Source organism: Streptomyces sp. S186 (genome assembly GCF_051603415.1).
In the GTDB taxonomy this organism is placed as follows: Bacteria; Actinomycetota; Actinomycetes; order Streptomycetales; family Streptomycetaceae; genus Streptomyces.
On sequence record NZ_CP193932.1, the window covers coordinates 6,996,391 to 7,018,824 of the forward strand.

Here is a 22,434-nt window from a genome sequence, read left to right on the forward strand (position 1 = left end):
AGGCGAACGCTCATGGGACGTTCGCCGGTTGGAAAGATCCCCGTGGCCCCGTCCACGCACGGCCCGCCGACAACAGCGGTATGCGTGTCGCCCTTGTCACCGAATCCTTCCCGCCCGACGTCAACGGCGTCGCGCACTGTGCCCTCCAGACCGCCCGCCACCTCGTCCGGCGCGGGCACGAGCCGCTGGTCGTCGCACCGCTGGCGAACACCGCCCCCGCCGCCCCGCACGCCCACGAGAGCCCGTGCCCCGTGGTGCGGGTGCCCTCGATGCCGCTGCCCGGATACCCGCAGGTGCGCATCGCGCTTCCGGGGCGGCGGCTGTCCGCCGCGCTGGACGGGCACCGGCCCGACCTGGTGCACCTGGCCAGCCCCTTCGTCCTCGGGGCGCGGGGGATGGCGGCCGCGGCCCGGCGGGGGGTGCCGGCGGTCGCCGTCTACCAGACCGACATGGCGCGCTACGCGCACACCTACCTGGGGCGCGGCGCGGCCGCGGCCTGGCGGCGGATCCGGGCGGTGCACGCCGCCGCCGACCTCACCCTGGCCCCCTCCAGCGCGGCGCTGCTGGACCTGACCGAGCACGGCGTGCCCCGGGTGCGGCTGTGGCCGCGCGGGGTCGACTCGGGACGGTTCCACCCCGGGCGGCGGGACGCGGTCCTGCGCAGCTCGCTGCTGGCGGGGCGGGAGCTGCTGGTGGGGTACGTGGGGCGGCTGGCGCCCGAGAAGGACGTCCGGCTGCTGGCCGAGACCTCCGCGCTCCCCGGCGTGCGCACCGTGGTGATCGGCGAGGGCCCCAGCGCCGCCGCCCTCCGGGCGCAGCTGCCCGCGGTGCGGTTCCTGGGCCGGCGCACCGGCGACGAACTGGCCCGGCTGTACGCCTCGTTGGACGTCTTCGTGCACACCGGGCCGTTCGAGACCTTCTGCCAGACCGTGCAGGAGGCGATGGCGTCCGGCGTCCCGGTCGTCGCGCCGGCCGCCGGCGGGCCGCTGGACCTCGTCGACCACGGGCGGACCGGGCTGCTGGTCCCGCCCGGGGACGGCGGCGCGCTGCGGGACGCGGTGCGGACGCTGGGCGGGGACGCCGGGCTGCGGGTGCGGTACGGCGCCGCCGGGCGGCGGGCGGTGGCGGCCCGCACCTGGGAGGCGGTCGGCGACCAGCTGCTGGCCCACTACGAGGACGTGCTGGCCGACCGGACGGCGGTGGCGGCGTGACCGCCCGCCCGGCCCACAACGCCCGGGCGGGGCTGCGAATAGTCCGGGTCGCCAACTTCGTCGCCCCGGCCTCCGGCGGCCTGCGCACCGCGCTGCGCGAGCTGGGCGCCGGCTACCGGGCCGCGGGCCACGAACCGGTGCTCGTCGTGCCGGGCCCGCCGGAGGCGGTGGGGCCGCGCGGCATACGGGACGAGGAGACCGCCCAGGGCCGGGTGCTCACCCTGCCCGGGCCCCTGGTGCCCGGCAGCGGCGGCTACCGGGTGCTGACCGGCCGGCGGCGGCTCGCGCGTCTGCTGGCGGAGCTGGCCCCGGACCGGCTGGAGGTCTCCGACCGCACGACCCTGCGCTGGACGGGGGAGTGGGCGCGGCGGGCCCGGGTCCCCGCGGTGATGGTGTCGCACGAGAGCGTGGACGGGGTGCTGCACACCTGGGGCGTGCCGCGGCCGCTGGCCCGCGCGCTCGCCGACCGCGTCAACTCCCGTACCGCGTATGCCTACAGCCGGGTGGTGTGCACCACCGAGTGGGCGGCCTCGGAGTTCCTCCGGGCCGGGGCGCGCAACGTGGTGCGGGCACCGCTCGGGGTCGATCTGGCCGCCTGGCACCCGCGGCTGCGCAGCGCCGGGCCGCGCGGCCGGTACGCCGGGCGGGCCGCGGTGGTGCTGCTGCTGTGCTCCCGGCTGTCCACGGAGAAGCGGCCCGGGCGGGCCCTGGAGGCGCTCGCCGAGCTGCGCCGGCGGGGCGTGGACGCGGCGCTGGTGGTGGCCGGCGACGGGCCGCTGCGGGCCCGGCTGGAGCAGCGGGCACGGACGGCCCGGCTGCCGGTGACGTTCCTCGGGCACCTGCCCGACCGGAGCCGGCTGGCCGCGCTGCAGGCCGCCGCCGACCTCGTCCTGGCGCCCGGCCCGGCCGAGACCTTCGGGCTGGCCGCGCTGGAGGCGCTGGCCTGCGGCACCCCGGTCGTCGCCAGCGCGGCCTCGGCGCTGGCCGGGCTGGTGGGTGACGGCGGGGACACCGCGCTGGACGACGGCGCGTCCTTCGCCGACGCGGTGCAGCGGGTGCTGGCGCGGCCCGAGCCGGCGCGCCGGGCGGCCGCGCGGCGGCGCGCCGAGGGCTACGGCTGGCAGCCCGCGGTGGAGGCGTTCCTGGCGGCCCACGACGCGCCCCGGCCGGCCGGCGGACGGCGGCCGGCCGCGCTGACCGTGCCGCCCGCCGCGGGCCCCTGGAGCCGGCGGTGACGCCCCCGTTCGCGGCCCTCGGCGACTCGTTGACCGAGGGGCTCGGCGACCCCGTGGCGGGCGGCGGCTGGCGGGGCTGGGCGGCACTGCTCGCCGCCGCGCTGGGGGAGCGGCCGGGCGACGTCCCCCTGGTGAACCTCGCGCGCAGTGGGGCGCTCGCGGGCGAGGTGGCGCGCGAGCAGCTGCCGGTGGCCCTTGAGCTCGCCCCGCGCTTCGCCTCCCTGCTGGTCGGGGCCAACGACACGCTGCGCGCCGCGTTCGCCATCGACCGGGTCGCCGCCGCGCTGGACCGGGCGCACGGCACGCTGAGCGCCGGCGGCGCGGTGGTGCTGACGGCGTGTCTGCCCGACCCCGGGCGGATGCTGGGGCTGCCCGCGCCGCTGGCCCGTCCGCTGGCCCGCCGGATGCGCGCCGTCAACACCGTCGTGCACGCGGTCTCCGCCCGCTACGGCGGCGTCCACCTCCACCTCGCCGACCACCCGTGGGTGGCCGACCGGGCCACCTGGAGCGTGGACCGGCTGCACCCCGGCGAGCGCGGCCACCGGCTGCTGGCCCGCGGCTTCCACGACCTGCTCGCCGCCCGCGGACTGGCCGCAGGACCGCCGCCCCCGCTCACCCTCGACGGGCCGCCGCCCACCCGAGCCGGCGCGGCGCTGTGGATGGCGACCCGCGGCACCCGGTGGGTGGCCGACCGCTGCACCGACCTGCTGCCCGGCCTGCTGGCGCTGGCCATACGGGAGTGCCGGTACGGGCTGGCCGGATCCAGCCGACTGCTCGACGCCGCCGCCGAGCGCGCCACCCGCAGCGCGCTCGGCGCCCTGTCCGAACCGGGCGGCGCTGCGACAATGGCGGGGTGACCGGACGCTGGGAGTTCTGGATCGACCGCGGCGGCACCTTCACCGACGTGGTGGGCAGGCGGCCGGACGGGCGCCTGGTCACGGCCAAGCTGCTCTCCCACCGCCCCGAGCGCTACCGTGACGCCGCGGTCGCCGGGATCCGGCTGATGCTGGGGCTCGGCCCGGACGAACCGGTGCCGGCCGAGCGGGTCTCGGTCGTCCGCATGGGCACCACCGTCGCCACCAACGCCCTCCTGGAGCGCACCGGTGAGCCGACGGTCCTGCTGATCACCGAGGGCTTCCGGGACGCGCTGCGGATCGCGTACCAGAACCGGCCGCGGATCTTCGACCGGCGGATCGTGCTGCCCGAGGCGCTCTACGCGCGGGTGATCGAGGTGCCGGAGCGGGTCGGCGCCCACGGTGAGCCGGTGCGGCCGCTGGACCGGGAGCCCGTCCGCCGGGAGTTGCAGCGGGCGCACGCCGACGGTCTGCGCAGCGCCGCCGTGGTGCTGCTGCACGGCTACCGCCACCCCGCGCACGAGCGGGCGGTCGCCGCGCTGGCCAGGGAGGCGGGCTTCACCCAGGTCAGCTGCTCCCACGAGGTCAGCCCGCTGATGAAGCTGGTGGCGCGCGGGGACACCACGGTCGTCGACGCCTACCTCTCGCCGATCCTCGCGCGCTACGTCGAGGAGGTCGCCGCCCAACTGCCCGGTATCCGGCTGCTGTTCATGCAGTCCAACGGGGGGCTGCGGGAGGCCGGCCACTTCCGGGGCAAGGACGCCGTGCTGTCCGGCCCGGCGGGCGGGGTGGTCGGCATGGCCCGGACCGCCGCGGAGGCCGGCGGGCCTGGCCCGGACGGCGGCTTCGACCGGCTGATCGGCTTCGACATGGGCGGCACCTCCACCGATGTGTCGCACTACGCGGGCGAGTTCGAGCGGATCTTCGGCAGCGAGGTCGCCGGGGTGCGGATGCGCGCCCCGATGATGCACATCCACACCGTCGCGGCCGGCGGCGGCTCCGTCCTGCACTTCGACGGCCGCCGCTACCGCGTGGGCCCCGACTCCGCCGGCGCGGACCCCGGCCCGGCCTGCTACCGGCGCGGCGGCCCGCTCACCGTCACCGACGCCAACGTCATGCTCGGCCGCATCCAGCCCGACCACTTCCCCGCGGTGTTCGGGCCCGGCGGCGACCGGCCGCTGGACGCCGCGACCGTCCGCACCCGCTTCGCCGAGCTGGCCGCCCGGGCCGCCGCCGAGACCGGGGACGACCGTGGCCCCGAGGACGTCGCCGCCGGTTTCCTGGACATCGCGGTGCTCAACATGGCCAACGCGGTCAAGAAGATCTCCGTCCAGCGCGGCCGGGACATCACCCGCTACGCCCTGGTGAGCTTCGGCGGCGCGGGCGGCCAGCACGCCTGCGCGGTCGCCGACGCGCTGGGCGTCGCCACCGTCGTCGTCCCGCCGCTGGCCGGGGTGCTCTCCGCGTACGGCATCGGGGTCGCCGACGCCACCGCGATGCGGGAGCAGGCCGTCGAGGAGAGCTTCGAGGAGCCCGGCGCGATCGAGCGGGTCCGGGCGGTGTGCGACGGCCTCGCCCGGCAGACCCGGCGGGAACTCCTCGCCGACGGTGTGCCGGAGGCGTCGCTGACCACCCGCGCCCGGGTCCTGGTCCGCTACGCCGGGACCGACTCCACCCTCGGTGTGCCGCTCGGCGAACCGGCCGCCATGGCCGCGGAGTTCGTCCGCGCGCACCGCGAGCGGTACTCCTTCACCATGGACAAGCCGCTGGTCGCCGAGGCGGTGTCGGTGGAGACCCGGGGCGCGGCCGGCGGCGCGGCCGACTATTCCGTCCAACCGGATGACCGGGAGGGGGAGTTGGCGGCCGCGGCGACCGTCCGGATGTACGCCGGCGGGCGCTGGCGGGACACCGCGCTGTACCGCCGCGACGACCTGCGGCCCGGCGACACCCTCACCGGTCCGGCGATCGTCGCCGAGGCGGACGCCACCACCGTCCTCGACCCCGACTGGCGGGCCACCGTCGGCGCGCGCGGCCATCTGCTGCTGACCCGCACCCGGCCGCGCCCCTCCCGTACCGCCGTCGGCACCGAGGCGGACCCGGTGATGCTGGAGGTCTTCAACAGCCTCTTCATGGCCATCGCCGAGCAGATGGGCGTCCGGCTGGAGAACACCGCGCACTCCGTCAACATCAAGGAGCGGCTGGACTTCTCCTGCGCTCTCTTCGACGCCGCGGGCAACCTGATCGCCAACGCCCCGCACATCCCCGTCCACCTGGGGTCGATGGGGGAGTCCATCAAGGAGGTGCTGCGGCGGCGCGGGAACGACCTGCGGCCCGGCGACGTGTACGCGGTCAACGACCCGTACCACGGCGGGACGCACCTGCCGGACATCACCGTCGTCACCCCCGTCTTCGCTCCGGAGGGTCCCTCGGGGAGCGAACTCCTCTTCCTGGTGGCCTCGCGCGGCCACCATGCCGAGATCGGCGGCATCACCCCCGGTTCGATGCCCGCGTTCAGCCGCACCGTCCAGGAGGAGGGCGTCCTCTTCGACAACTGGCTGCTGGTCCGGGACGGCCGGCTGCGCGAGGCCGAGACCCGTGAGCTGCTCGGCTCCGGGCCGTACCCGTCCCGCGCCCCGGACGCCAACCTCGCCGACCTGCGGGCCCAGATCGCCGCCAACGAGAAGGGCATCCGCGAACTGCGGCGGATGACCGGGCAGTTCGGGCTGGACGTCGTACGGGCCTATATGCGGCATGTCCGGGACAACGCCGAGGAGTCGGTGCGCCGGATCCTCGCCCGGTTGCCGGACGGGCACTACCGCTACGAGACGGACAGCGGCGCGGAGATCCACGTCGCGCTGACCGTCGACCGCGCCGCCCGCAGCGCGGTGCTGGACTTCGCCGGCACCTCCCCGCAGCAGCCCGGCAACGCCAACGCGCCCCGTTCGGTGGTGATGGCGGCGGTGCTGTACGTGCTGCGGACGCTGGTCGCCGAGGACATCCCGCTCAACAGCGGCTGCCTGGAGCCCGTCGAGGTCCGCATCCCGGAGGGCTCGATGCTGGCGCCCGTCTTCCCGGCCGCCACCGTCGCGGGCAACGTGGAGACCTCCCAGGCGGTCACCGGCGCCCTCTACGCCGCGATGCGCGTCCAGGCCGAGGGCTCCGGCACGATGAACAACCTCACCTTCGGCAACGACCGGGTGCAGTACTACGAGACCGTCGCCAGCGGCTCCGGCGCCGGCGACGGCTTCGACGGGGCGGACGCCGTCCAGACCCATATGACCAACTCCCGGCTCACCGACCCGGAGGTGCTGGAATGGCGCTATCCGGTCCGCGTGGACGGCTTCGCGCTGCGCGACGGCAGCGGCGGCACCGGACGCTGGCACGGCGGCCGCGGCGCGGAGCGGCGGCTGCGCTTCCTGGAGCCGATGACCGTCGCCCTGCTCTCCGGCCACCGCCGGATCCCGCCCTACGGGATGGCGGGCGGCGGACCGGGCGCGCTCGGCGCCAACTTCCTGGAGCGGGCGGACGGTTCGCGGGAGGAGCTGCGGGGCTGCGACACGGCCGAGGTCGGGGTGGACGACGTCCTGGTGGTCCGTACACCGGGCGGCGGCGGGTACGGGGTGGCGTAGCGGGTGCGCCGGTCGGCTACTCCTCCTCCGACGCCCGTCGGCACGCCTCCAAGGCGATCACCGCGGGCACGTAGTCCCGCCGCAGTTCGAAGTAGCAGGCCCGTACGGCCTCGGGGTGGCCCTCGTTCCCGAGGAGACAGGCCCGTTCGGCCACCTCGGGATCGGCTTCGGGGTGCCGCTCCAGGACGGTGTAGAAGCAGGCGTGCGGCGTGGCGTGGGCGGCCGGGGCGAGGGTGACGACGCCGCCCAGGGCGAGGGCGAGACCACTGAGGACGGCGGTGAAGCGGGGGATGAGTCGCATGGTGGTGACGGTTCCTTCCGTGCGGGAGCCCCGAGCCGATCACTCGGGGCGTCTGATCCGCTACGGACAGTGCCCACCCGTGCTCGCGGTGATGCGACGGAAAGCGGGGCGCCGGGCGCGAACACCCCGGCGCACGGAACGCACTTGGGGCGGCGGGGCGCGCCGGTGTCAGCCGGTGCGCGCCACCGCTCCCGGCCGCCGGCCGAGCCGTACGAAGCGCACCGGAGTCCCCGGTACCGCCTGCGCCGCCGCGGCCAGGAAGCGCTCCGGGACGACCCCGACGACCGGGTAGCCGCCGGTCGTCGGATGGTCGTGCAGGAACAGCACCGGAAGGCCGTTGGGCGGTACCTGGAGCGCGCCCAACGGCATGCCCTCACTGGGGAGTTCGCCGTCCCGGGCGCGCTCCAGGGGCGGGCCCTCGGTGCGCAGCCCGATCCGGTTGGAGGCCGCGGAGACCCGGAACCGGCCGGCGGTCAGGGTGCGCAGCCCACCGGCGGTGAACCACGCGTCGCGCGGGCCGGGCAGGAACGGCAGCACCAGCTCGGCCGCCGGTCCGGCGTGCGGGACCACGTCGGCGGCCGCCGGGGGCCCGTACGGGGACCCCAGCGGGAGCACGGCGCCGTCCGCCAGCGGGTCCGGGCCGAGGCCCGAGAGCAGGTCGGTGGCGCGGCTGCCCAGCACCGGTTCGGAACCGACGCCGCCGGCGAACGCCAGGTAGGAGCGCACGCCGTGGGTGGCAGGACCGGCCTCCAGCACGGCGCCGGCCGGGACGCGGAACGGGGCGCCCCAGGGGGCGGGCCGACCATCCACCGTCACCGGGCAGGGCGCGCCGGTGACCGCGGCGGTGGTCGCGCTGCGCAGGCGGACGGCGCAGCCGGTGAGGGTGGTCTCCAGGGTGGCCGCCGACGCGGGGTTGCCCACCAGGCGGTTGGCGAGCCGGTGCGCGGGCCCGTCCAGCGCCCCGGAGCGCGGCACCCCCAGGTGCGCGTGGCCGGGCCGGCCGAGGTCCTGGACGGTGGTGAGCGCGCCGGCCCGGACCACCGAGAGGGCGCGGTCGGTCATCGGGCGGACTCCTCACAGGCGCGGGCGGTGCGCGGGGCCGGCACGGCGGCGTCCTGGGGCACGAAGCGGACGGGCGTGCCGGGGGTGAGCAGCGCGGCCGGTTCGCGCCGGGGATCCCACAGGACGGCCTCGGTGCGGCCGATCAGCTGCCAGCCACCGGGGGAGGAGCGTGGATAGACCCCGGTGTACGGGCCGGCCAGGCCGACCGAGCCGACCGGGACCCGGGTGCGGGGGTTCTCCCGGCGCGGGACGTGCAGCCGCTCCGGAAGCCCCGTCAGATAGCCGAAGCCGGGCGCGAACCCGCAGAACGCGACGCGGAAGGCGGTGGCGGAGTGCAGCCGGACCACCTCGTCGGTGGAGACGCCCCACAGCGCGGCGACGTCGGCGAGGTCCGGGCCGTCGTAGCGCACCGGGATCTCGACGGCCGGGCGGTCGCCGGCGGCCGGCGGCGGAATGCGCCAGCCGGGCAGCTCGGCGGCGAGCGCACCGGGGTCGGCCAGGCCGTCGAGGAACACCGTCCGGGCGGCCGGCACGATCTCGCGGACCGCGGGCAGCGTGCCGTCGGCGGCCCGGCGCAGCAGTTCGGCGTGGAGGGCCTCGGCGTCCTCGGCGCGGGCCAGTTCGATCAGCAGCCCGTGCTCGCCGACCGGCAGCGCCGTCAGCGCCGGCCGCCCGGCTCCGCCGGCCGCCGCCCGCGCCCCGTCCGGCGTCATACGAAGCTCCGCACCCGGACCCCGGCCGAGGTCAGTTCGGCGCGGACCCGGCGGGCCAGCTCCGCGGCGCCCGGGGTGTCGCCGTGCAGGCAGAGGGAGTGCGCGGCGACCGTGATCCGGGTGCCGTCGAGCGAGTCGACCGTGCGGTCCCGGGCCAGGCCGACGGCGCGCTTGACCACCGCGTCGGGGTCGTGGACCACCGCGCCCGGCTCGCGGCGCGGCACCAGGGTGCCCCGGTCGGTGTAGGCGCGGTCGGCGAACGCCTCGCCCACGACCGGCAGTCCGGCCTCCTCCGCGGCCCCGTGCAGCCGGGAGCCGGGCAGCCCGAGGACCGGCAGGCGGCCGCCCGCGGCGCGGATCCCGGCGACCACCGCGGCGGCCTGCTCGGCGTCGTGGACGCAGCGGTTGTAGAGCGCGCCGTGCGGTTTGACGTAGCCGACCCGGGCGCCGGCGGCACGGGCGAAGACCTCCAGCGCGCCGATCTGGTAGGTGATCTCGTCGGCCAGTTCACCGGGCGGCACGTCCATGGTGCGGCGGCCGAAGCCGGCCAGGTCGCGGTAGGAGACCTGGGCGCCGATCACCACTCCGCGCTCGGCGGCCAGGGCGCACACCCGGCGCATGGTGGACGGGTCGCCGGCGTGGAAGCCGCAGGCGACATTGGCGCTGGTGACGACGGACAGCAGGGCCTCGTCGTCGGTGAGGTGCCAGCGGCCGAAGCCTTCCCCGAGGTCGGCGTTGAGGTCGATGACGGGAGGGGCCGCCGGGGTGCTCATGGATCTCCGTTCCGGATGCGGGTGCCGTGCGGATGCGGGAGGCGGCTGCGGCGATGCCGAAGCGCTCGCCAACGTACAGATCGTTGAACGATCCGACAAGAGGCGTGTTGTCCCGTCCCGTTATCTGGGATTGACTTCGGCTGACAGCACAGAGGAACAGCACAGCAGAACGACACAGCTGAACAACACAGCGGGACGGGCCTCGCCGGTCCGTCCCGGCGGACGGAGCGGACAGCGGTATGGCCGGCGGAGTGGCGGGGAACGATCGGCGGCGGCTCGCCGAGGTCGCGGAACTGGAAGGGGACCGCGCCCTGCTGGGCCGCGCCGGCACGGCCGAACGGGTCGCCGACATCCTGCGGGGCCGGATCACCGAGGGCTACTTCCCGCCCGGCGCGCGGCTGTCGGAGGAGAGCATCGGCGGCGCGCTGGGCGTCTCGCGCAACACCCTGCGCGAGTCGTTCCGGCTGCTCACCCACGAGCGGCTGCTGGAACACCGGCTCAACCGCGGGGTGTTCGTGCGGATGGTGACCGTCGAGGACCTCGACGACATCTTCCGGGTGCGGCTGCTGGTGGAGTGCGCGGCGGTGCGCGGACTGGGCCAGGGCCCCTACGACGCCGCGACCGCCCGGTCGGTGGCGGCGATCGAGGAGGCGGTGCGGGCCGGCGAGGCGGCCGCCGCGGAGCGGGCCTGGGCCGAGCTGTCGACCGCCAACCTCCGCTTCCACCAGTCCGTCGTGGCCCTGGCGGGCAGTCCGCGCACCGACGAGCTGATGCGCGGCGTGCTGGCCGAACTCCGGCTGGTCTTCCATGTGATGGACGACCCGCGGCGCTTCTACGCGCCCTACCTCGTCCGCAACCGGCAGATCGCCGAGACCCTCCTGGCCGGCGACGCGGCCGCGGCCGAACTGCTGCTGCGCGCCTATCTGGAGGACTCCCGCGCCCAGTTGTCGGCGGCGTACGCCCAGCGCATCTCCGAGGGCTAGGGCATCGGACTGACCTCCGGGCCCGTTTCGTCGTCGCCGACCCCTTGTCGGATCGTTCAACAATCGCATAGCCTCCGCAGCAATTCCTGAGCAACTCCTCAACGCTCCCCCGTGCCCCTTGCCCGTCGACCTGCCCGTCGGCCCGCGGCGCGCGCGTCTCGCGGGGGACCCGTACGCGGAAGGCGGATCCATGATCGTCCTCCTCGGCGTGCTCGTGGTCGTGATCGGCTTCGCCACGAAACGCAATGCCCTGCTGGTCGTCGCGGCGGCCGGGATCGGCACCGGACTCCTCGGCGGGCTCTCGCCGGCGAAGGTGCTGGCCGCCTTCGGCGACGGCTTCGCCGGCAGCCGGGCGGTGACCATCTTCGCGATCACCCTCCCGGTCATCGGGCTGCTGGAGCGCTACGGCCTCCAGGAGCAGGCCCGCGCCCTGATAGCCCGGTTCGGCCGGCTCACCACCGGGCGCTTCCTCGCGCTCTACCTGGGCCTGCGGCAGATCGGTGCCGCCATCGGGCTGACCAACGTCTTCGGCCACGCCCAGACCGTCCGCCCGCTCGCCGTCCCCATGGCGGAGGGCGCCGCCGAGCGCCGCCACGGCCCGCTCCCCGAGCGGACCCGGGAGAAGATCCGCTCGTTCGCGGCCGGCGCGGACAACGTCGGCCTCTTCTTCGGGGAGGACGTCTTCCTCGCCGTCGGCTCGATCCTGCTGATCACCGGCTTCGTCAACACCACCTACGGGACCCACCTCGAACCGCTCCAGCTGGCCCTGTGGGCGATCCCCACCGCGCTGTGCGCCTTCGTCGTCCACGGCTGGCGACTGCTGCGCCTGGACCGCCACCTGGAGCGCGAACTGCTCGCCGCCAGCGCCCGATCCACCACCGCAGCGGAGGCCGCCCGATGATCAAGGCAGAGTGGTTCTACTGGCTCGTCGGCCTCAGCTTCCTGGTGATGGCCGCCCAGATGGTCACCGACCGCAGCAATCCCAAGCGGCTGGGCACCGGCGCCTTCTGGGGCCTGATCGGCGCCGGGTTCATCTACAGCAGCTGGGTCGTCACCAAGCAGGCACCGGCCGAACCGCTGGGCGCCGCGGTGCTCGTGATGGCCGCGCTGGCCGGCTTCGGCTTCACCGGGCGCGGCACCCCGCGCACCACCACCCCCGAGGAGCGCGCCGCCAGTGCCGCCCGCCTCGGCAACCGGCTCTTCGTGCCGGCCCTGACCATCCCGGTCGTCGCGATGGCCTGCGCCATCGGCGTCAAACACCTCTCCCTCGGAGGCGAACCGGTCCTCCAGAAGGGCAGCGAGACCATCCTGGGCCTCGGTATCGGCGCGGTCGCCGCGCTCGTCGTCGGCATGGTGATGCTGCGCGAGAAGCGGGTCTCGGTGCCGGTGCGGTCCGGCCGCACCATGCTGGAGACGATGGGCTGGGCGATGCTGCTGCCGCAGATGCTGGCCACGCTCGGCGCCATCTTCCAGGTCTCCGGGGTCGGCGGCCAGGTCGGCAAGCTCGCCGCCGGGCTGCTTCCGAAGGACTCGCTCTACATCGCCGTCGTCGTCTACTGCGTGGGCATGTTCGCCTTCACGCTCATCATGGGCAACGCCTTCGCCGCCTTCCCCGTGATGACCGCGGCCGTCGGCTGGCCCGTCCTGGTCGGCCACTTCCACGGCAACCCGGCCGCCGTCCTGGCCCTCGGCATGCTCGCCGGCTTCTGCGGGACGCTGGTGACCCCGATGGCCGCCAACTACAACATCGTCCCGGCGGCGCTGCTGGAACTGAAGGACCAGTACGGGCCCATCAAGGCGCAACTGCCGACCGCCGGCGCCCTGCTGGGCTGCAACATCGTGATCATGGCGCTGTTCGCGTTCTGACCGCCCCACCCCGGGAGAGACCCATGACCTCCACCACCCCGCCGAACGGCCCGCTTGCCGCCCCTGCCACGCGGGTCCTGTTCACCGGATTCGAGCCGTTCGACGGCGAGGCCACCAATCCGTCCTGGCGCGCGGTGCGCGCCGCGGCGGCCGCACCGCTCGACGGGCTGGCCCTGCACGCCGTCGAACTCCCCTGCGTCTACGGCGGCTCCATGACCGCCCTGCGCACGGCGATCGGCGAGATGAGTCCGGACATCGTGGTATGTGTCGGACAGGCGGGCGGGCGCCCGGACATCACCGTCGAACGGGTCGCCGTCAACGTGGACGACGCCCGCATCCCCGACTCCGCGGGCGCGGAACCGATCGACGAGCCCATCGTGCCGGGCGGCCCCGCCGCCTACTTCGCCACCCTCCCGATCAAGGCGTGCGTGGCCGCCGTCCGCGCCGCGGGCCTGCCGGCCTCGGTCTCCAACACCGCCGGCACCTTCGTCTGCAACCACGTCTTCTACGGGCTCGCCCACCTCATCGCCACCGAACTGCCCCATGTGCGCGGCGGGTTCGTACACGTCCCCTACGCGCCCGAGCAGGTCACCGACCGCGCCCGGCCGTCGCTGCCGGTCGACGCGGCCGCCACCGCGCTGCGCGCGATCGCCGCCACCGCCGCCCGCACCCGCGCCGACCTGCGGGTCGCCGAGGGGGCCACGCACTGAGCCGCCGGCGCCGCCGGTAAAATGATGCGGCGACCGGCCCGCGGGCTCCTCCGGCAATCCGGTGGCGGTCCACCGATGAGCGGATCCGCGCCGTTTCGTCCGTTGTCAGTGCCAGCGCCTACGCTGTGCGACGTGACTTTTTCCGCCCCGGGCGCCGCCGCGCCCCAGCTCAACGGCACCGGCCGGCCCGCGCCGGGCCCGGCCGCCGACGAAGGACTGGCCCGCCGGCTGCGCGCGCTGGCGTGCACCGCGCCGCTGCACGACCTCGACGCGCGCAAGGCCAACCTCGCGGGCGAGTACGGCGTCTACGCCATGGCGGAGGTGGCGCTCGCCGTCATCGACCTGGTCACCCTCAACATGGACTTCGACACCGGCGCCGACCACGAGGAGATAGTCGCCAAGGTCCTCCCGCGGGTCGCCGCCCAGGCCCCGGACCGCCCCACCGCGGAGCACGAGCGGGTGGCCCGCTGGGTGCTGGAGAACCTCATCAACGTCGGCAGCGTCGACCGCGGCTTCCGCGCCGTCTACGGCACCTTCACCACGGACGGCGCCTACGTCCGCCGCGACTACGACTTCAAGCTCGTCGAAGAGGTCCCCGGCGCCGGCGGCACCGTCTACCTCCGCGCCACCGACGAGGCGGTCAACGTCCTCGTCGGCGCCCTCGACACCGACGTCACCAGCGCCCAGATCGCCGCCGAGGTCAAGCTGGAGGTGCTGATCAGCCGCGGCCGGCTGGCCGACGCCCAGCTCGCCGCCGAGCAGGCCCGCTACCGCACCGTCCAGTACGCCGAGACCCTCCGCAGGACCCTGGAGGCCACCCGGCGCAACGTCCGCTCGGTCGACTGGCTGCACACCGTCCCCGACATGATCAACGAGGCGCTGGACCACGTCGCGGACCGCTACCGCCACGAGAACGCCATCCTCACCAACATCCGCAAGGCCCGCGACGAGGCCGAGGCCGTCGACGCCCGCACCGGCGAGCACAAGCGGCGCGCCGCCGAGCTGGTCGACATCGTCAAGGACTGCATCCGCCGCCACACCCAGCTCCAGTCCCGGCTCCTGGAGGCCGGCCCGCTCTTCCGCGCCGAGCAGGACCGCCAGGCGTTCGCCGCCCCCGCCGCCCGCACCGGCCTCGACCTCCACGGCCAGCTCGTCGCCCCCCTCCTCCCGCTCCCCGTCGAGCAGGCCACCCTCGTCACCGACGCCTTCTTCGCCCACGGCACCGGCCTGCGCACCCCCACCGCCGTCCGGGTCGGCGACCTCGTCGAGGTGCTGCTCACCCCGCCCGCGGAGCGCGAGCATCTCGGTGCCGAGATGCCCGAGCCCGACCTGGTGGCCACGCCCGACGACAGCCGCTTCAGCGAGGCCCAGCTGGACGCCGCGACGGCCCTGCTCGACCTGCCCGCCGACGCCCCCCGCCGGCTCTCCGGCCTGCTCGCCGAGGCCCGCCGCAGCGACCCCGAACTCCCGTACCTGGTCGCCCTGTTGGCGGTGCACGCCGCCAGCCCCCCGGTCGGCACCGCCTACCGCCAGGGCGAGCAGCACCTGCTCTTCGCCGTCGACGACGGCACCGAGCTGGTCGACCCCGAGTTCGGCGGCGCCGACCTCATCGTCGGCACCGCCCTGCTGGACGCGGCCGGTATGGCCGCCGACCGCTCGGAGGTGGCCTGATGCCCACCGCGCACCCCCGCCACCTGATAGCGGCCGCACCGCCGCCGCGCTACGAGATACCCCCGACCGTCCCCCGCAAGGAGCTCCACCCGTGACCCAGTACGACGCCGACGAGGCGCCGCGGCCCGACCCGGAGCCGGGCACCGGCGAGGCGGCCTGGGGCGCGCCGGCCGACGCCCCCGAGCCGACTCCGGTCGCGACGGCCGCCCCCGCGGGGGTCACCCCTGCCGACGCCGCCGACGCCGCCCGGCTGGTCGCCTTCGGCCTCCAGCCCAAGCTGCTGCCGGCCCGCGACGCCGCCTACGCCGACCTGCTCCGCCGGTATCGCGACGAGCCCGCCTTCGCCCGGCTCGCCGACGCCGTCGCCTCCGGCCTCGGGCTGGTCGTCCTGGAGGTCTCCACCCGCGCCGGGATGGCCGTCACCGCCGCCGAGGACTCCGTCTTCGCGGTCCGGATGGGCGACTACGCCCGCCGCGCCTCCGCCGACTCCGCCGACCGCTTCCTGCACGGCCTGGCCCATCTCGCCGTCGCCGCCATGTCCTTCCCCCGCCCCGAGGACCTCGCCGACGACGGCTACATCGGCCGGATCACCGTCAACGGCGTCGACGCCTACGTCCGGCAGGCGTGCCGCCGCCTGGAGGAGCGCGCCGCGCAGGACGGCGAGAACACCGACCCGGCCACCGACGCCCCCGGCCTGGAGTCCGCCTGGCGGGTCTACGCGCGGCGCAGCGCCACCGGCGCCACCAAGGACGCCCGGCGGCTGGCCGGTTCGACCACCGGCATCATCGCCAAGGCCGTCACCTTCCTCGTCGACTCCGGCTTCCTCCAGCGCACCGGCGACGACGCCGGCGGCGCCTACCGCACCACCGCCCGCTATCAGCTCCAGGTCCGCGACATGGCCGGCACCGCCGCCATGGCCGAGCTGCTGGAGCTGGGCATCGTGCCGGTCTCCGACGGCAGCGCCTCCCTGCTGCCCGGCGAGGACTCCGACGACCTCGACCTGGTCGCCGAGGCCGGCCTGCCGTTCCACTCCGGCTGACCGCCCGCCGCCGCCCACCCCGACCACCGAACCGCCCACACACCAACGAGAGTCCGCCATGTACGAGCTGTCCCGGGTCCGCCTCTACTCCATCGGGCCCGCCGGTGCGCGCTACGCCGACACCGTCCTGGACCTGCGCGGAGTCGGCGCGCCGGTGCCGCAGCCGGCCCCCGCCCAGGCGGACTTCTTCGAGGACGAACCGGTCGGCCCGCCGCGCCGCCCGGCCCCCGCCGGCGTGCTCTTCCTGGAGAACGGCGGCGGCAAGTCCGTCCTGCTCAAGCTGATCTTCTCGGTCATGCTGCCGGGCCACCGCAACACCCTCGGCGGCGCCAGCTCCGGCGTGCTCCGCAAGTTCCTGCTGGCCGACGACTGCGGCCATGTCGCCCTGGAATGGCAGCACGTCGTCACCGGCGAGTCCGTCGTGGTCGGCAAGGTCAGCGAATGGCGCGGCCGCCAGGTCTCCAACGACCCCCGCAAGTTCGCCGAGGCGTGGTACAGCTTCCGGCCCGGCCCCGGGATGAGCCTGGACTCCCTCCCCGTAGCCGAGGCCACCCTCGTCCGCCCCCGGACGGAGCAGGGCGAGGGCAGCTCCGGCGCCCACGGCCGCCGCCGCACGATGAAGGGCTTCCGCGACGCCCTCACCGAGGCGGGCAAGAACTACCCCAACCTCGACGTGGTCTGGGAGGAGGTCCACGAGCGCTGGAACGAACACCTCGGCGACCTCGGCCTGGACCCCGAACTCTTCCGCTACCAGCGGGAGATGAACGCCGACGAGGGCGAGGCGGCCGGCCTCTTCGCGGTCAAGAACGACTCCGACTTCACCGACCTGCTGCTGCGCGCGGTCACCGACACCCGGGACACCGACGGCCTCGCCGACCTCGTCCACGGCTTCGCCCACAAGCTCGGCCGCCGCGCCGAGCTGACCGCCGAACGCGACTTCACCGCCGGCTCGCTGGACCTGCTCTCCAGGATCGCCGAGGCAGCCGAGGCCCGCGAACGGGCCCGCGAGGTGCACGCCGGCGCCGAGCGCCGCACCCGCGGCCTGGCCCAGCGGCTGCACGCCCGCGGCACCGAGGAGCGCGGCCGGGCCGCCGAGCTGGCCGAGGCGGTCGCCGCCGCCGCGCACCGCGTCACCGAAGCCGAGCGCGGCCGCGAGCGCCGCGCCCTGGTCTCCGCCGAACTCGCCTACCGCCACGCCTCGTTGGCGCTGACCGCCGCCGAGAAGGGCGCCGCCGCCCAGCGCCGTGAGCTCAACGACGCCCGCACCCTGCACAGCGCCTGGCAGGCCGCCGAGACCGCGCTGCGGCACCGCGCCGCCGCCGACCGCTCCGCGCGGGTCGCCGCCGCCATCCGCGAGGCCGAGCGGGACGCCGCCCCGGCGCTCGCCGCCCGCGCCACCGCCGCCGCCGACCTGGTGCGCGCCCTGCACAGCGCCGCCGAGGCCGGCGAACGCCTCGCCAACGAGGAGGAGGAGCGCTCCGCCGCCCTCCAGGAGGCCGGCGAGTCCGCGCACCGCGACGCCACCGCCGCCGCCACCCACGCCCAGCGGGCCCGCAGTGAGGCCGACCACCTCAAGCAGCGGCTCGCCGAGGTCGCCGAGGAGACCGCGGAGGCGGTCCGGGCCGGCTGGCTCGACGACACCGCACCCGACGCCGACCCGGCCCGCGCCGCGCTCGCCGCCTCCGACGCCGAGAAGACCGCCGTCGAGGCATGGGACGCGGCCCGCGAGGCCGCCCGCCAGGCCACCGACCGGGCCCGCGAGACCGCCGCCCGGCACTCCGCCGCCGAACTCGCCGCGGCCCGCGCCGAGGACGCCGCCCAGGCCGCCGAGCGCGCTCACGACGCCGAGCGCCGGGCCGCCGAGTCGATCGGCGCCGAGCAGCGGCTCGTCGAACTCCTCGGCCTTCCCGAGGCGTCGGCCGTCGCCCTGCCCGGCCCCCGTACGGCCGACGGCGCCCCGGTCGCCGCCCCGCGCCGCCCCGCCGCCCCGCTCTCCGCCGAGGAGCTGGACCGCAGCGCCGACGCCCTGCACGAGCTGCTGGAGGAGGGCGTCGCGGCCGCCGAGCGCCAGCTGTTCGACCTGCGGACGGCCGCCGCCGACGACTCCCGGATCCTGGGCGCGCTGGGCGACGGCGGCCTGCTGCCGCCCGGCCCCGACGTGCTGGCGGCGGTCGAGTATCTGGGCGAGCACGGCGTCCCCGCGCTGCCCGGCTGGCGCTATCTGGCCCAGTCCGTCGACCCGGCCGACCACGCCCGGGTGCTGTCCGCCCGCCCCGAGCTGGTCGACGGCGTGATCATCACCGACCCCGACACCCACGCCCGGGCCCGCGAGGTCCTCGCCCAGGCCGCGCTGCTGCCCCGTTCCGCCGTCGCGGTGGGCACCGCCGCCGCGCTGCTCGCCCCCACCCCGGGCCCCGGCGCGGACGACTCCGGCGTCTTTCTCGTTCCGCCGAATCCGGCCATGCACGACGAGTCCGCCGCCGACGAGGAGCGCCGCGCGCTGCGCGCCCGCGCCGCCGAGCGCGACGAGGAGATCCGGTCGCTGGCCGCCCGCCTCGCCGGGGACCGCGCGCTCGCCGCCCGGCTCGGCTCCTGGCGCGCCGGCTGCCCGGCCGGCCGGCTCACCGAGCTCGCCGAGGCCGCGCAGGCCGCCCGGACCGCCGCCGAGGAGGCCGCCGCCGAGCTGGCCGAGGCCCGTACGGCCCGCGCCGACGCCGACGAGGCCGCCGGCGAGGCCACCCGGGTGCGCGACGAGCGGCAGGAGGCCGCGCAGCGCGCCCGGCGCGCCGCCGACCTGCTCGCCGGCCTCGCCCACCGGCTCCGCGAGCGCGCCGGCTGGCAGTCCCGGATGCGCGAACTCGCCGACGAGGCCGTGGAGTTCGAGGCCCGCGCGGAGGAGTGCGTGGACCGTGCCCGGGCCGCGGACGAGGACCGCCGGGCCGCCCAGCGGGCCGCCGACGACGCCCGCCGCACCGCCCGCGCGCTGCGCGCCGAGCGTGCCGAGATCGCCGGCGTCCCCGACGATCTCGGCGAAGCCCCGGAGGAGCCGGCCGCCTCGCTGCCCGCGCTCCGCGAGGCGTACCGCGCCGCCTCCCAGCTCTACGAGAAGGTCGGCGTCGGCGCCGACCTGCGCGCCGAGCAGGCCCGCGCCGAGGGCGACGAGTCCGCCGCCCTGGCCGAGCTGAACCGCCTCACCAACAAGGTCCGCACCCGCGCCGAGCAGCTGCTTCAGAGCCCGGACGCGGCCGACGGCCCGTCCCGTCAGGCCGCCGCGGCCCGCGCCGAGTCGATGGTGCAGATGCTGGAGACCCGCGCCTCGGCCGCCAGCGAGCAGCTCGGCCGGCTCCGCGGCGAGGCGGAGCGGCTGGCGCCCACCGGCGGCGAGGCGCACACCGAGCTGCCCGAGGAGCTGGTGCCCGCCGACGCCGACCGGGCCAAGGAACTGCTGCGCACCGCCAACGCCGAACTCGCCACCGCCACCGAGGCCCTGGAGGCCGCCCGCGCCGGGCACGAGGAGCTGCTGCGCGCGCACCGCGCCGCCGAGGACGCGGCCGGCGGCTTCGACGAGACCGCCGCCCTGCTGCGCGATCTGCTGCGGGACCACCCGGACGCCGAAAGGGGGGCGGAAGGCGCGGAGGCGCCGATCGAGCCGTACGCCGGCGGTCCGGCCGAGGCCCGGCAGGCCGCCGCGGAGTCCCGCCGCTCGCTGCGCGGCTGCGCCGCCGACCTCTCGGCCGCCGAGTCCGCCGTCCGGGACGCCTCCGACGTCCTCGTCCGGCACGCCAACGCCACCCGCTACGAGCAGGTGCGCACCCCCGCCCGGCAGCAGATCCGCGAGCTGCCCGCCGCGGCGCTGCCGGACCACGCCGCCAAGTGGGCGGAGGCGTTCGCGCCCCGCCTGCGGGTGCTCACCGACGAGCTGGCGCAGCTGGAGCGCAACCGCGACTCCATCGTCGACCGGCTCCGCGGGCTGGTGGAGTCCTCGCTGACGACGCTGCGCTCGGCCCAGCGGCTCTCCCGGCTGCCCGAGGGGCTGGGGGAGTGGTCCGGCCAGGAGTTCCTGCGGATCCGCTTCGAGGATCCGGACCAGGCCACGCTCACCGAGCGGCTCGGGGAGGTCATCGACGAGGCGACCCGCGCGGCGGTCAGGAAGAACAGCGACCTGCGCCGGGACGGCATGTCCCTGCTGCTGCGCGGGGTGCACGCCGCGCTCCAGCCGCGCGGGGTGGCCGTGGAGATCCTCAAGCCGGACGCGGTGCTGCGGGCCGAGCGGGTCCCCGTCGGGCAGATGGGCGACGTCTTCTCCGGCGGCCAGCTGCTGACCGCCGCCATCGCCCTGTACTGCACGATGGCGGCCCTGCGCAGCAACGACCGGGGCCGCGACAAGCAGCGGCACGCCGGCACACTGTTCCTCGACAACCCCATCGGCCGCGCCAACGCCACCTATCTGCTGGAGCTCCAGCGCGCCGTCGCCGACGCCCTGGGCGTCCAACTCCTCTACACCACCGGCCTGTTCGACACCACGGCGCTCGCGGAGTTCCCGCTGGTGATCCGGCTGCGCAACGACGCGGACCTGCGGGCGGGCCTGAAGTACATCAGCGTCGAGGAGCATCTGCGTCCCGGCCTGCCGCAGCCGGACCCGTCCGGCGAGCCGGTACACGGGCAGATCACCGCGACGCGGATGTACCGGCGTCCGGAGGAGCCGGCGGGGCCGGAGCCGGCCGACGGCTGAGCGGGCCGCCCGTCCGCGCCGGCGGCCCCACCGCGCCGATCGCCGCGCCGGGTTCAGCCGCCGTAGCCCATGCGGCGGGAGAGTTCGGCCGCGGCCTGCACCGCCGCCTTTGCCAGTTCCGGGAGGCGCTCCGGGGCCATCCGGTAGGCGGGCCCGGAGACCCCGATGGCGCCGATCACCGTGCCGTCGTAGGAGCGCACCGGCGCCGCGACGGCGTTCAGCCCGGTCTCGAACTCCTCGGCGGTGCGGGCGAAGCCGTCGCCATGGACGGCCGCCAGCTGCTCCCGCACGGCAGCCGGGGCGGTCAGCGTGCCGTCGGTGAACCGCGGCAGCGTGCGGCCCAGCAGTGCCTCCCGGCGTTCCCGGGGCAGGTGGGCCAGCAGGACCTTGCCGCTGGCGGTGGCGTGCAGCGGGGTGCGGCGGCCCAGCCAGTTGAAGGCGGTGACCGCGGCGGAGCCCCGGGCCTGCATGATGTTGACCGCGGCATCGCCGTCCAGCACCGCGATGTTGGCGGTCTCGCCGGTCTCGTCGGCCAGCGCCCGGCACACCGGCTGGCCCTCCTGCGAGATGTCCAGCCGGATCGCGGCCGCGCCGGCCAGCCGCAGCACCCCGGCGCCCAGGAAGTACTTGCCGCGCTCCTTCTCCTGCTCCACCAGGCCGCGGCTCTCCAGCACGCCCAGGATCCGGAACGCCGTCGACTTGTGCACGCCCAGTTCACCGGCGAGTTCGGTGACCCCGGCCTCGCCCAGCCGGGCCAGGCTCTCCAGTACGCTCACCGCGCGGTCCACGGACTGGACGGAACCCGCCCCGCGCCGCTCCTCGGCGGGCTCCTCCGCCGCGTCTGTCGTCTTCGCCATGGCTCTTTGCCTTACCCCCCGTTGCGCCGGGGGCCCGTCCTGGGGCCGTTCTCCGGAAAGCCCTTGGCGGGGCGCTCCCCGGCTTGGATTCTGCGACGTGGATTGTGTTGCGCATCGTGCCATGCGATGCACGATTCACAACGTCATGATAGCGAGCAGCGAGACGGCTGCCACGCCGAACGCCCGCCGCGCACCGCGCCGTTCGCCCTGCGCGCCGTTCGCCCCGCGCGCGCCGCGGCCCGCCCGTCAGGCCGCCGCGCGGTCCGTCCGGGACGGTTCCTCCGGCGGCCGCCGCCGCTCCCGGCGGCGCGCCTCCCGGCGCTCCCGCCGCAACTCCCGGGCGGTACTGCTCGGTTCGGACCGCACCCCGTGCCGCTGCACCCAGACCTGGCGCGTCACCCAGACGTCCAGCACCGCCCAGGTGGCGACGACGGTGCTGGCGACCGTGCACAGCACCGCGGGGAAGGCGTACCAGGACCCCGCCAGGGTGCACAGGAAGGCCACCATCGCCTGGATCAGGGTGACCGCCACGATGATCACGGCGCGGACCGCGGCCGTGCGGACCGGCTCGGCCATCCTGCGCCGGACCCGCGTCTCCTCCTGCCACAAGGGGCGCCTGCCGCCGTTCATCGCGTCACACACTCCCCGCACTCTCCCCGTGTCCCACCCGGGCTGTCCGACTCCTCGTCGGCTGCCCGGGTTTCACCGGATACATGCCACACGGGAGGGGCTCCTGTCCACCCCGCATCCGTCTCCGGCGCCCCACACCGGGGTGCGCCGACGCACCCGGACCGGGGT

17 protein-coding genes are annotated in these 22,434 nt (G+C 76.2%); 11 read left to right on the plus strand and 6 right to left on the minus strand.

Going from position 1 to position 22,434, the window contains the following annotated elements; genetic code table 11:
• Positions 1-80 precede the first annotated feature (80 nt).
• From ACRAS8_RS30170 to ACRAS8_RS30185, 4 genes are read left to right on the plus strand one after another with little or no spacing between them, the layout of a single operon-like run.
• Positions 81-1,211, plus strand: coding sequence for a glycosyltransferase family 4 protein (locus ACRAS8_RS30170; RefSeq protein WP_438489144.1), 1,131 nt, complete (start codon positions 81-83; stop codon positions 1,209-1,211).
• Positions 1,208-2,446, plus strand: a complete 1,239-nt coding sequence (locus ACRAS8_RS30175) for a glycosyltransferase (protein ID WP_438489145.1) — start codon at positions 1,208-1,210, stop codon at positions 2,444-2,446. The genes ACRAS8_RS30170 and ACRAS8_RS30175 overlap by 4 nt, the downstream gene beginning before the upstream one ends.
• Positions 2,443-3,303 (plus strand): SGNH/GDSL hydrolase family protein, encoded by an 861-nt coding sequence (locus tag ACRAS8_RS30180; protein ID WP_438489146.1) that lies wholly within the window; start codon positions 2,443-2,445, stop codon positions 3,301-3,303. The genes ACRAS8_RS30175 and ACRAS8_RS30180 overlap by 4 nt, the downstream gene beginning before the upstream one ends.
• A complete protein-coding gene (locus tag ACRAS8_RS30185) occupies positions 3,300-6,929 on the plus strand; it encodes a hydantoinase B/oxoprolinase family protein (protein WP_438489147.1) in 3,630 nt (1,209 codons plus the stop codon). Before ACRAS8_RS30180 ends, ACRAS8_RS30185 begins: the two co-directional genes overlap by 4 nt.
• A 16-nt stretch (positions 6,930-6,945) precedes the next feature.
• Here ACRAS8_RS30185 and ACRAS8_RS30190 read toward each other — a convergent pair whose 3' ends face one another.
• The 4 genes from ACRAS8_RS30190 to ACRAS8_RS30205 form a co-directional block, all read right to left on the minus strand.
• Positions 6,946-7,230: a hypothetical protein gene (locus tag ACRAS8_RS30190; protein ID WP_438489148.1), complete on the minus strand. Its 285-nt coding sequence runs from the start codon at positions 7,228-7,230 to the stop codon at positions 6,946-6,948.
• 168 nt (positions 7,231-7,398) lie between these two features.
• On the minus strand, positions 7,399-8,292 hold the full coding sequence (locus ACRAS8_RS30195; RefSeq protein WP_438489149.1) for a biotin-dependent carboxyltransferase family protein: 894 nt from the start codon (positions 8,290-8,292) through the stop codon (positions 7,399-7,401).
• Entirely contained in the window at positions 8,289-9,005 is a 717-nt protein-coding gene (gene pxpB / locus ACRAS8_RS30200; protein ID WP_438489150.1) for a 5-oxoprolinase subunit PxpB, read from the minus strand. Before pxpB ends, ACRAS8_RS30195 begins: the two co-directional genes overlap by 4 nt.
• Complete coding sequence (locus ACRAS8_RS30205) at positions 9,002-9,778, minus strand: LamB/YcsF family protein (RefSeq protein WP_438489151.1); 777 nt, start codon at positions 9,776-9,778, stop codon at positions 9,002-9,004. Before ACRAS8_RS30205 ends, pxpB begins: the two co-directional genes overlap by 4 nt.
• Positions 9,779-10,017: 239 nt before the next feature.
• Between ACRAS8_RS30205 and ACRAS8_RS30210 the strand changes: the two genes are divergently transcribed.
• The 7 genes from ACRAS8_RS30210 to ACRAS8_RS30240 all read left to right on the plus strand — a co-directional run bounded on the left by ACRAS8_RS30210 (position 10,018) and on the right by ACRAS8_RS30240 (position 20,779).
• Positions 10,018-10,761 (plus strand): GntR family transcriptional regulator, encoded by a 744-nt coding sequence (locus tag ACRAS8_RS30210; RefSeq protein ID WP_438489152.1) that lies wholly within the window; start codon positions 10,018-10,020, stop codon positions 10,759-10,761.
• 190 nt (positions 10,762-10,951) lie between these two features.
• Positions 10,952-11,662 (plus strand): DUF969 domain-containing protein, encoded by a 711-nt coding sequence (locus tag ACRAS8_RS30215; RefSeq protein WP_438489153.1) that lies wholly within the window; start codon positions 10,952-10,954, stop codon positions 11,660-11,662.
• On the plus strand, positions 11,659-12,627 hold the full coding sequence (locus ACRAS8_RS30220) for a DUF979 domain-containing protein (protein ID WP_438489154.1): 969 nt from the start codon (positions 11,659-11,661) through the stop codon (positions 12,625-12,627). The genes ACRAS8_RS30215 and ACRAS8_RS30220 overlap by 4 nt, the downstream gene beginning before the upstream one ends.
• A 23-nt stretch (positions 12,628-12,650) precedes the next feature.
• Complete coding sequence (pcp, locus tag ACRAS8_RS30225) at positions 12,651-13,337, plus strand: pyroglutamyl-peptidase I (RefSeq protein ID WP_438489155.1); 687 nt, start codon at positions 12,651-12,653, stop codon at positions 13,335-13,337.
• A 132-nt stretch (positions 13,338-13,469) separates the two neighbouring features.
• Positions 13,470-15,008: a hypothetical protein gene (locus tag ACRAS8_RS30230; RefSeq protein WP_438489156.1), complete on the plus strand. Its 1,539-nt coding sequence runs from the start codon at positions 13,470-13,472 to the stop codon at positions 15,006-15,008.
• Between the two features lie 91 nt (positions 15,009-15,099).
• Entirely contained in the window at positions 15,100-16,047 is a 948-nt protein-coding gene (locus ACRAS8_RS30235) for a hypothetical protein (RefSeq protein ID WP_438489157.1), read from the plus strand.
• Positions 16,048-16,105: 58 nt separating this feature from the next.
• Positions 16,106-20,779, plus strand: coding sequence for a hypothetical protein (locus ACRAS8_RS30240; protein ID WP_438489158.1), 4,674 nt, complete (start codon positions 16,106-16,108; stop codon positions 20,777-20,779).
• Positions 20,780-20,832: 53 nt separating this feature from the next.
• Here ACRAS8_RS30240 and ACRAS8_RS30245 read toward each other — a convergent pair whose 3' ends face one another.
• Entirely contained in the window at positions 20,833-21,636 is an 804-nt protein-coding gene (locus ACRAS8_RS30245) for an IclR family transcriptional regulator (protein WP_438489159.1), read from the minus strand.
• 246 nt (positions 21,637-21,882) lie between these two features.
• The gene (locus ACRAS8_RS30250; protein ID WP_438489160.1) at positions 21,883-22,266 is read right to left on the minus strand and encodes a hypothetical protein; all 384 of its coding nucleotides are present in this window, start codon (positions 22,264-22,266) and stop codon (positions 21,883-21,885) included.
• Positions 22,267-22,434: the final 168 nt, after the last annotated feature.